Here is a 10,040-nt window from a genome sequence, read left to right as displayed (position 1 = left end):
CGTGGTCACCAGCAGCGCCGCCGCCCCGTCGGAGATCTGCGAGGAATTGCCCGCATGGATGACGCCGTCGCCGACGAACGCCGGCTTGAGCGCGGCCAGTTTCTCGACGGTGGTGCCGCGGCGCACCCCCTCGTCGGCGACGACGGTTGCGTCATCGGTGAAGACGGGCACGATCTGGTCGGTGAAGGCCCCGCTGTCTTGGGCGGCGGCCGCCCGCTCGTGCGACTGGACCGAGTACTCGTCCAGCTGGGCGCGCGAAAATCCCCACTTCTTGGCGATCATCTCCGCAGACAGGCCCTGATTGAAGGAGAAATCGTCATAGCGCTCAAGGACTTTCGGGCCGTATGGCATCCCCGTCGCGCGGGCCGCGCCCAGCGGAACGCGGCTCATCACCTCCACGCCGCCGGCCACGACGACGTCCTGCTGACCCGACATCACCGCCTGCACGGCGAAATCGAGGGCCTGCTGGCTGGAACCGCACGCCCGGTTGACCGTGGTGCCAGGGATGGTTTCCGGCCAGCCGGCGGCCAGGACCGAGTAACGCCCGATGTTGCTGGACTGGTCGCCGACCTGGGACACGCATCCCCAGATCACGTCGTCGACGATCTCCGGCCCCACGCCGGCGCGTTCCAGCAACTCGTTGAGGACGACCGCGGACAGGTCCGCGGGATGCACGCCGGACAGGCCCCCATTGCGCTTTCCTACCGCCGTCCGTACCGCCTCGACGATGACCGTCTCACGCATCTTGTTCTCCATCAGTTTTCGACAACGCCCACCGACCAGTAAACGACGGCTCGCGTCGTTCGGCGAAGGCGGCATACGCGTCCGCCGCATCCGCCGTCGCGAAGTTGCCTATTTGCGCGCGCGCCTCGTTGGCCAGCGCGTCGCGCATCGTGCGATCGGCGCCTTCGTTCAGCAGCGCCTTCGTTTGTGCGAGCGCGAACGGCGGACCGGACGCGAGCCGGTCGGCGAGATCCCGGACGAAGGCGTCGATCTCGGTGGCGGACACCACCCAGGTGACCAGGTTGAGGGCCTGGGCCTCGGCCGCGTCGATGGTCTCCGCGAGCAGCGCGAGCCGCTTGGCCTGCTGCAGGCCAACGAGTTTCGGCAGCAGCCAGGAACCGCCCAGGTCGATGGAGAGGCCCCGCTTGGAAAAGATCTGGCAGAAGGTGGATTCCGGTGTCGCGACCACCAGATCGCAGCCCAGCGCCAGGTTCCATCCGGCCCCCACCGCGACGCCCGTCACCTTGGCGATGGTGGGAATCGGAAGCTCGTGCAAGGCCAGGGCCACGTCCGTCAGGCGCTGCAGCTTGTATTTCGGATGAACGTCGTCGGGCACCGAGATGTCGGCGCCCGAGCAGAAGCTGCCGCCGGCACCGGTGATGACCAGCGCACGCACGCCGCGGTCGCGCCCGGCCTCGTCGAGGGCGTCCCGCAGCGCGATCCACAGCGCGGGATTGATCGCGTTCTTTCGGCGCGGACGGTTGAGGGTCAAAGTCCGCACGCCGCCGCGGTCGTCGACGAGCAGCGCGGGATCGTCGGGCGTGGTCAATAGCTCCTCGGCAATTTCAGGACGTTGGAGCCCAGGAAATTCAAAATCATCTCCTGGCTGACCGGCGCGATCTTCATCAGCCGAGCCTCGCGGAAGTAGCGCGTGATGTGGTACTCCTCCGCGTATCCCATGCCGCCGTGGGTCTGCAACGCCCGGTCCGCGGCGGTGAAGCCGGCGTCCGCGCACAGGTATTTGGCGGTATTCGCCTCGCGCCCACAGGGTTTGCCGTTGTCGTAGAGCCAGGTCGCCTTGCGCAGCATCAACTCGGCCGCGTCGAGGCGGGCCAGCGAATCGGCGAGCGGGAACTGCAGGCCCTGGTTCATGCCGATGGGCCGGCCGAAGACCTCGCGCTCGTTGCCGTACTTCACCGCCTTATCCAGCGCCACCCGTCCGATGCCGAGCGCCTCGGCGGCGATCAGCATCCGTTCGGGATTCAGGCCGTCCAGGATGTACTGGAAACCCTTGCCCTCCTCGCCGATTCGGTCCTCGACGGGCACTTCGAGATTGTCGATGAACAACTCGTTGGAGCTGACGGCGTTGCGGCCCATCTTGCGGATGGGGCGGATGTCGACCCGGCTGCGATCGAGATCGGTGATGAACAGCGTCATCCCGTCGGTCTTCTTGGCGACCTCGTCATAGCTCTGAGTCCGGGTCAGCAGCAGGATCTTGTCGGACTCCATGGCCTTCGAGATCCACACCTTGCGGCCGTTGACGATGTAGCGGTCGCCGTCGCGTTTGGCGAAGGTGGTGATACGCGAGGTGTCCAGCCCCGCACCGGGTTCGGTCACGCCGAAGCAGACGTGCACCTCGCCCGTCGCAACCTTGGGCAGCGTGCGCGCCTTGAGTTCGTCGGAACCGTGCACCACCACCGGTTGCATGCCGAAGATCGACAGGTGGATCGAGCTCGCCGCATTCATGGCGCCGCCGGATTTGGCGACCTCCTCGAGCAGGATGGTGGCCTCGGTGATCCCCAGTCCGTGGCCGCCGTACTCGGTCGGAATCGTCATGCCGAGCCAGCCGCCATCGGCTATGGCCCGGTAGAACTCGGTCGGAAACTCGTGCGCCTGGTCCTTTTCCATCCAGTACTGGTCGTCGAACTTCCGGGCCAGCTCGGCGACCGACCGGCGGATCAGCTCCTGGTCATCGGTCAGCTCGAAATTCATTCCACCGCCGGGCACTTCTGGGTCTCCTTTTCATCGCGAGCAGACGCAAAGTCGCACAATTACGGCCCAGACAATGCGATTTTGCGTCTGCTCGTGGGACGGCGCCTGGCCCCTTAGTCCGTGTTGCCGGTGAGGGCTTTCGCGTTGGCCGCGAAATCCGCGAAGGACGAGCCGCCTCGGGAATCTTTGTCGTGGCCCTTCGCCCTGATGGACACGTCGTGGCCCTCGGCGGCCTTGCGAAGTGCGCCGACCGTCGCCTGTTCGCGCGAAATGTGAGTGAACGGGTCGAACGAGTACCAACGCATGGCGTTCTCGTAGGCCATCTTGTTGATCTCGTCGTCGGGAACGTTGTTGAGGGACAACACGTCCCACAGTTCTTCGGGCGCACCCGGCCACATGGAGTCACTGTGCGGGTAGTCGGCCTCCCACGCGATGTTGTCGATACCGATCATGTTGCGCAGCGCGACACCCACCTTGTCGCTGATGAAGCAGGTCAGGAAGTGCTCGCGGAAGACGTCGCTGGGCAGCTTGCCGCCGAAGTTCTGGTGGGTCCACGCGGAATGCATTTCGAACGTGCGGTCCGCCCGCTCCAGGAAGTAGGGGATCCACCCGGTGCCGCCCTCGGAGAGCGCGATCTTCAGGTCGGGGTACTCCTTGATCGGCCGCGACCACAGCAGGTCCGCGGCGGCCTGCACGATGTTCATCGGCTGCAGCGTGATCATCACATCCATCGGCGCGTCGGGTGCCGTGATCGCGAGCCGGCCCGAAGAACCGATGTGCACGTTCATCACGGTGTTGGTGTCGCACAACGCCTTCCACAGCGGGTTCCAGTACTCATCGTGGAAGCTGGGGTAGCCCATCGCCGCCGGGTTTTCGGTGAAGGTCAGCGCATGCACGCCTTTCTTCGACACCCGGCGCACCTCGGCGGCGCACGCCTCGGCATCCCAGATCACCGGGATGGCCATCGGGATGAACCGCGCGGGATACGCCCCGCACCACTCATCGATGTGCCAGTCGTTGTACGCCTGTACCAGCGAGATAGAGAAGTCGTGATCCTCGGTGACGAACAGCCGCCCGGCGAAACCGGGAAACGACGGGAAGCAGATCGAGGCCAGGATGCCGCCGGCGTTCATGTCCTTGATCCGCTCATCCACGTTGTAACAACCCGGCCGGATCTCATCGAGCCCGGTTGGCTCGATGCCGTACTCCTCCTTGGGCCGGCCGGCGACCGCGTTGAGCGCCACGTTCGGGATCACCGTGTCGCGAAACTTCCACATGTCGGAGCCGTCGGGGTTGTGGACCAACCGGGGCGCGTCGTCGATGTACTTTTTCGCCAGGTGGTTCTTGAACATGTCCGGCGGCTCGACGGTGTGGTCGTCAACGCTGATCAGGATCATGTCTTCTTTGTTCATGGCCAGTCCTCTCCAAGTCTGATCCAGCTGAGCGATTCGGACGCGCCGCTCCCGCACAGCATCGGCGAATGATCGCCCGGCGCCAAGATCACTATTTTGAAAACTATCTTCTCGCGAAGCGAGAATCAACATCCAGCAACCCTCGCGGGGCCCGGCCAGCGCGGATCGGGGCCGTCGGCATTGACCAACCGACTGAATCATGCAACTCTATTGGTTAGAAATGAGAATGTAATTCTCCTGGATCGAGAGTTACCTGCGAGAGCGCCGAGAGGAGACGCGCGCATGCGCCTGCCGCCGCTGCCCGCGGACCAGTGGGACGAGGCCGTCGAGCAGTCGCTTTCCGGCATGCTGCCCCCGGAACGGCGAAACCCCCGGGACGCCGGCACGCTCATGTCGACGCTGGCGCGCCACCCGAAGCTCGCCCGGGCGTATCTGCGGTTCGGCGGGTACCTGCTGCTCGATTCCTCCCTACCCGCGCGCATCCGCGAGCAAGCCATCCTGCGAGTCGCCCATCGGTGCGACTGCGCCTACGAGTGGTCCCACCACGTGGACATCGCGAAGAAGGTCGGACTGTCCGAAGCGGAGATCGCCGCCGCCAAGACCGGCGAGACGGACGACGACTTCGATCGCGCCGTCTTCGCCGCCGTGGACGAACTCGACGAGAAGTCAAACGTCTCGGACCAGACGTGGGCCAGCCTCAGCGAGCGGCTCGACGAACGTCAGCGCATGGACTTCGTCTTCACCGTCGGCGGCTACATCGCGCTCGCGATGGCCATCAACACTTTTGGCGTCCAGCTCGAGAACGAGAAAGGTTAAAGCCTTGCCCCACTTCCCGAAACCAGCTGCCGGAAGCTGGACAGAAAACTACCCAGAGCTCGGTACCGCGCCGGTCGATTACACCGATTCCATCGATCCGGCGTTCTTCGAGGCCGAACGTGACGCGGTCTTCAAGAGGACCTGGCTCAACGTCGGCCGTGTGGAGCGGTTGCCGCGCACCGGCAGCTACTTCACCAGAGAGCTGCCCTCGGTGGGCAAGGGCACGTCGGTGATCATCGTCAAGACCAAGGACGGAGCCGTCAAGGCGTACCACAACGTCTGCCGGCACCGCGGAAACAAGCTGGTGTGGAACGACTTTCCGCGCGAGGAGACGTCGGGCACGTGCCGGCAGTTCACCTGCAAATACCACGCCTGGCGCTACAGCCTTGACGGCGACCTGGCGTTCGTCCAACAGGAAGACGAGTTCTTCGGCCTCGACAAGAGCCAATACGGCCTGGCGCCCGTCCGGTGCGAGGTGTGGGAAGGCTTCATCTTCATCAACTTCGACGACAACGCCGCGCCGCTCACCGACTACCTCGGGCCGCTGGCCAAGAGCATCGAGGGCTACCCCTTTGGCGAGATGACCGAGACCTACTCGTATCGGGCCGAGGTCGGCAGCAACTGGAAGCTGTTCATCGACGCGTTTGTCGAGTTCTACCACGCGCCGATCCTGCACCAGGGGCAGTACACCAAGGAAGAAGCCGCCAAGATCCAGAAGTACGGCTACGAGGCGCTGCACTACGAGTTGGCCGGCCCGCACAACCTGCAATCGACCTGGGGTGGTCAGGCGCCGCCGCCGGACATGTCGATGGTCAAGCCGATGGACCAGGTGTTGCGCAGCGGTTTGTTCGGCCCCTGGGACAAGCCGGAGATCATCGAGAACCTCGAGCTGCCACCGGGTGTCAACGTGAAGCGAGTGCCGCAGTGGGGCATCGACTCGTGGCTCTTCTACCCGAACTTCATGCTGCTGATCTGGGAGCCGGGCTGGTTTTTGACCTACCACTATTGGCCGACGGCCGTCGACAAGCACACCTTCGAGTGCACGTTGTATTTCGTCCCGCCGCGCAACGCGCGGGAACGCCTCGCCCAGGAGCTGGCCGCCGTAACCTTCAAGGAGTACGCGCTGCAGGACGCCAACACCCTGGAGGCGACCCAGACCATGATCGGCACCCGGGCCGTCAAGGAATTCCTGCTGTGCGACCAGGAAGTCCTGATCCGTCATCTGCACAAGACGACCGGCGACTTTGTAAAGGAGTACCAGCGCAATGGCGTTACCGTCTGAATTCGCCGACCTGGAGCCCTATCTGGACTGGGATCTGGCCACCGAGCCGGAACGCTACGCCAAGCGGCTGGCGTCGACGATGCCCGAGATGCAGGCGTTCTACGATGTCGCCTTCCCGCGCCTCAACGACGCCATCGCCTACTGCGACAACTTCTCACTGGACGATCTGCCCGACGACGCAAAAAGTCTCATGCACATCATGCAGTCGCTCGTGATGGTGTCGTTTCCGATCGAGGCATGGAAGCAGCCGCGGGTGCCCGACAGCGGCGCGGCCTGGGTGGAGTGCATCCGGGAACCGGTGATCTAACCGGTGTTGACGCTCAAGGCCGCCGGGCTGCTTGACGTCGACGCCGGCGAGGTCGTCTCCCCCGGCGTCGTCCGGATCGAGGGTGACCGGATCGCCGGCGTGGGCGGTGAGCCCGAGGGTGAGCTCATCGACCTCGGCGACCGGATCCTGCTGCCCGGGCTGATGGACATGGAGGTCAACCTGCTCATGGGCGGCCGCGGGGAGAAACCCGGCCTGTCCCAGGTTCAGGACGACCCGCCGACCCGGGTGCTGCGCGCGGTCGGCAACGCCCGCCGCACCTTGCGCGCCGGCTTCACCACGGTGCGAAACCTCGGGTTGTTCGTCAAGACCGGCGGTTACCTGCTCGACGTCGCGCTGGGCAAGGCCATCGACGCGGGCTGGATCGAGGGGCCGAGGGTGGTCCCGGCCGGCCACGCCATCACCCCGACCGGCGGCCACTTGGATCCGACGATGTTCGCCGCCTTCGCCCCCCACGTGCTCGATCTGACCGTCGAAGAGGGCATCGCCAACGGGATCGACGAAATCCGTAGGGCGGTGCGCTACCAGATCAAGCACGGCGCCGAGCTGATCAAGGTCTGTTGCTCGGGCGGAGTGATGTCGCTGACGGGACCGCCTGGCGCTCAACATTATTCGGACGAGGAGCTGTGCGCTATCGTCGACGAGGCGCACCGGCGCGGGCTGCGCGTCGCCGCGCACACGCACGGGGCGGACGCGGTCAAGCATGCCGTCGCGGCCGGCATCGACTGCATCGAGCACGGCTTCCTGATCGACGACGAGGCGATCGCGACCATGGTCGAGCATGGCACGTTCCTGGTGTCCACCCGGCGCCTGGCGGAGGGCATGGACGTCTCGCACGCCCCGCCCGAGCTGCAGGCCAAGGCCGCGGAGATGTTCCCGAGGTCACGCACCTCGATCCTGGCCGCCCACCAGGCCGGTGTGAAGATCGCCGTCGGCACCGACGCCCCCGCGATACCGCACGGCAAGAACGCCGATGAGCTTGTCACCCTGGTGGAATGGGGCCTGCCGCCGCTGGCGGTGCTGCGCGCGGCCACGGTGACCGCGGCCGAGCTGATCAACTCGACCGACCGGGGCCGGCTGGCGCAGGGCCAGCTCGCCGATATCATCGCCGTACCCGGAAACCCGTTGGAAGACATCACCGTTACCCGGCACGTCAGCTTCGTCATGAAAGGCGGCAAGGTCTATGCCAACCAGAACTGACGATCTGGTCGAGATTCAGCAGCTGCTCGCCCGCTACGCGGTGACCATCACCCAGGGCGACATCGAGGGACTCATCGGCGTCTTCACCCCGGACGGAACCTACAGCGCGTTCGGCGACACCTATCGGCTGGACAGGTTCCCCGAACTGGTCGCCGCGGCGCCAAAGGGCTTGTTTCTCACCGGAACCGCCCTGGTCGAGGACATCGACGGCGATTCGGCCAGCGGCACGCAGCCGCTGTGCTTCATCGAACACGCCACCCATGACATGAGGATCGGCTACTACCGCGACACCTACGCCCGCACCGCCGACGGGTGGCGGCTGAAGACAAGGGCGATGACGTTCATCCGGCGCAGCGGCGTGCACGACTCCGGGCGCCCGCACGCCGTCGGCCGTCCGCAGCCGTGAATGTCGAGGAGTTCCGGGCGGGCCTGTGCGCGTGGCTCGACGACAATGATCTGACCCCGGGACCCGATCACTCGCTGCGGGGCCATATGCAGCAATTCGCCCGAGTCAGCCGTGCGTTGTACGACGCCGACTGGATGCGCTATGGCTGGCCCGTCGAGGTCGGCGGCCTGGGTGGGCCCGCGGTGCTTCGCGCGATCGTCGGCGAGGAAGTGGTGGGCCGGCGACTGGCCGAGCCCGGCCCGTACTCGATGCTGGAAGTGCTCGCCCCCACGATGATCGATTACGCGCCCGCCGAACTCGCCGCGGAAATGGTGCCGCGGCTGCTGAGCGGCCGCGAGCATTGGTGCCAAGGCTTTTCCGAGCCTGGGTCCGGCAGCGACCTGGCGTCGCTGACCACCCGCGCCACCCCGGACGGCGACAACTGGATCGTCAACGGCCAGAAGGTCTGGACCAGCTTCGCGCAATTCTCCACCCGCTGCGTCCTGCTCACCCGCACCGCGCCGGGTCACGACGGAATCACCGCCTTCTTCGTCGACCTCGACACACCGGGCATCACCATCCGGCCGCTACGCACGATGCACGGCGTCGACGAATTCTGCGAGGTCTACTACGACGACGTGGTGATCCCGGCGAGCCGGATGCTCGGCCGACCCGGAGACGGCTGGCAGCTCGCGATGGACCTGCTGCCCTACGAGCGCTCCGCCTGCTTCTGGCAGCGGATCGCCTACCTCTACTCGCGCTTCGACGAGCTCATTGCCGAAGCGCGGGAACCCGACGAATCCGCCCTGGGCTCGGCCTATCTGGCGCTGCACACGCTGCGCTGCCGATCCCGCGACACCCAGCACCGGTTGCGCGACGGCGCACGACTGGGACCGGACACCTCCATCGACAAGGTGCTGCTGGCCACCGCCGAGCAACGCCTCTACGACACCGTGCGCGACCTGTTGCCCGGGACGCTGGAGCTCGATGACACGCCGTGGCGCTCGGAGTACCTGTACTCGCGAGCGGCCACCATCTATGGCGGAACCGCCGAGATCCAGCGCAACATCATCGCCCGCCGGCTGCTCGACCTCGGGAAGGAGTGAATCGTGGACGCCGAGGCGCTGCAGCTGCTGGCCGACTCCCTGCGCACCACCATGACCGCCGCGAGTGGGGCCAAGCTCGACGCGGCGCTGTCAGATCTCGGCTGGCACGAGATGCTCGATGAGATACCAGACGTCGCAATACCTTTGGTGTTCCGGCTGCTCGGCGAGACCGGCGCGCACGCTCCGGTGCTCAACGATGTGGTGCTGCGAGCCACCGGACGCGGGGACCGCGGAACCGTGCCCCTGCCGTTCGCCGGGGGGGCCTGGGTGGTGTGGGAGCGCGACGACCAGGCCACCCCCACACTGGACGGGCTGCCGATACGCCATGTGCCGCAGGGCGATCCGGTCCCGCTGGCCGCGGGAAGGCGAGCGGTGGGCTGGTGGCTGGTCGGCAGCAGCCGGGCGATGCTGTCGCTGGCGCGCCAGCATGCCGTGGACCGCGTTCAGTTCGGTCGGCGCATCAGCTCGTTTCAGGCGATCCGGCACCGGTTGGCCGAAACGCTCGTCGCGATCGAGGGCGCCGAGGCGACCCTGCATGCCGCCGCCCAGCCGGATGACGCCGACGGCCTGGCTTCCCTGCTGGCCAAGGCCGCGGCCGGTCAGGCGGCGCTCACCGCCGCTCGCCACTGCCAACAGGTACTGGGCGGCATCGGCTTCACCGCCGAGCACCAGCTGCACCACCACGTCAAGCGGGCGCTGGTCCTGGACGGGCTGCTGGGCAGCGCGCGGGAGTTGACCCGGGAGGCCGGGACGACGTTGCGGGCCAAGGGCTTCGCGCCGCGGCTGGCGCAGCTGTAAC

Annotated in this window: 11 protein-coding genes; 7 read left to right on the top strand and 4 right to left on the bottom strand. The window is 66.2% G+C overall.

Annotated features, from left to right (window positions below; genetic code table 11):
- The 4 genes from A5712_RS17385 to A5712_RS17370 all read right to left on the bottom strand — a co-directional run.
- Positions 1-744 (bottom strand): thiolase family protein (locus tag A5712_RS17385; protein WP_156766606.1); only part of this gene is annotated, 744 nt, incomplete at its 3' end.
- Positions 737-1,552, bottom strand: coding sequence for an enoyl-CoA hydratase/isomerase family protein (locus A5712_RS17380; RefSeq protein WP_068107464.1), 816 nt, complete (start codon positions 1,550-1,552; stop codon positions 737-739). The genes A5712_RS17385 and A5712_RS17380, both read right to left, overlap by 8 nt.
- Positions 1,549-2,715, bottom strand: a complete 1,167-nt coding sequence (locus A5712_RS17375; RefSeq protein WP_068107463.1) for an acyl-CoA dehydrogenase family protein — start codon at positions 2,713-2,715, stop codon at positions 1,549-1,551. The genes A5712_RS17380 and A5712_RS17375 overlap by 4 nt, the downstream gene beginning before the upstream one ends.
- A gap of 113 nt (positions 2,716-2,828) precedes the next feature.
- Positions 2,829-4,127: an amidohydrolase family protein gene (locus A5712_RS17370; RefSeq protein ID WP_068107460.1), complete on the bottom strand. Its 1,299-nt coding sequence runs from the start codon at positions 4,125-4,127 to the stop codon at positions 2,829-2,831.
- A gap of 282 nt (positions 4,128-4,409) precedes the next feature.
- Here A5712_RS17370 and A5712_RS17365 point away from each other — a divergent pair, with 282 nt between their 5' ends.
- From A5712_RS17365 to A5712_RS17335, 7 genes are read left to right on the top strand one after another with little or no spacing between them, the layout of a single operon-like run.
- Positions 4,410-4,943 carry a carboxymuconolactone decarboxylase family protein gene (locus tag A5712_RS17365; RefSeq protein ID WP_068107459.1) on the top strand — a complete coding sequence of 178 codons (534 nt, stop codon included), beginning with the start codon at positions 4,410-4,412 and terminating at the stop codon, positions 4,941-4,943.
- 4 nt (positions 4,944-4,947) lie between these two features.
- Positions 4,948-6,225: an aromatic ring-hydroxylating dioxygenase subunit alpha gene (locus A5712_RS17360; protein WP_068107457.1), complete on the top strand. Its 1,278-nt coding sequence runs from the start codon at positions 4,948-4,950 to the stop codon at positions 6,223-6,225.
- Positions 6,209-6,532: a hypothetical protein gene (locus A5712_RS17355; RefSeq protein ID WP_068107455.1), complete on the top strand. Its 324-nt coding sequence runs from the start codon at positions 6,209-6,211 to the stop codon at positions 6,530-6,532. The genes A5712_RS17360 and A5712_RS17355 overlap by 17 nt, the downstream gene beginning before the upstream one ends.
- Positions 6,533-6,535: 3 nt before the next feature.
- Positions 6,536-7,750, top strand: coding sequence for an amidohydrolase family protein (locus tag A5712_RS17350; RefSeq protein ID WP_068107454.1), 1,215 nt, complete (start codon positions 6,536-6,538; stop codon positions 7,748-7,750).
- Positions 7,734-8,156, top strand: a complete 423-nt coding sequence (locus A5712_RS17345) for a nuclear transport factor 2 family protein (protein ID WP_068107451.1) — start codon at positions 7,734-7,736, stop codon at positions 8,154-8,156. The genes A5712_RS17350 and A5712_RS17345 overlap by 17 nt, the downstream gene beginning before the upstream one ends.
- Positions 8,153-9,241, top strand: a complete 1,089-nt coding sequence (locus A5712_RS17340) for an acyl-CoA dehydrogenase family protein (protein WP_068107449.1) — start codon at positions 8,153-8,155, stop codon at positions 9,239-9,241. The genes A5712_RS17345 and A5712_RS17340 overlap by 4 nt, the downstream gene beginning before the upstream one ends.
- Before the next feature lie 51 nt (positions 9,242-9,292).
- A complete protein-coding gene (locus tag A5712_RS17335; RefSeq protein WP_082973499.1) occupies positions 9,293-10,039 on the top strand; it encodes an acyl-CoA dehydrogenase family protein in 747 nt (248 codons plus the stop codon).
- The last annotated feature ends 1 nt before the right edge of the window (position 10,040 follow it).

It is taken from the genome of Mycobacterium sp. E2327, from assembly GCF_001672675.1.
In the GTDB taxonomy this organism is placed as follows: domain Bacteria; phylum Actinomycetota; class Actinomycetes; order Mycobacteriales; family Mycobacteriaceae; genus Mycobacterium.
The sequence above is the reverse complement of the archived record's forward strand: the minus strand, read 5'-3'. Positions and strand labels throughout refer to the sequence as shown.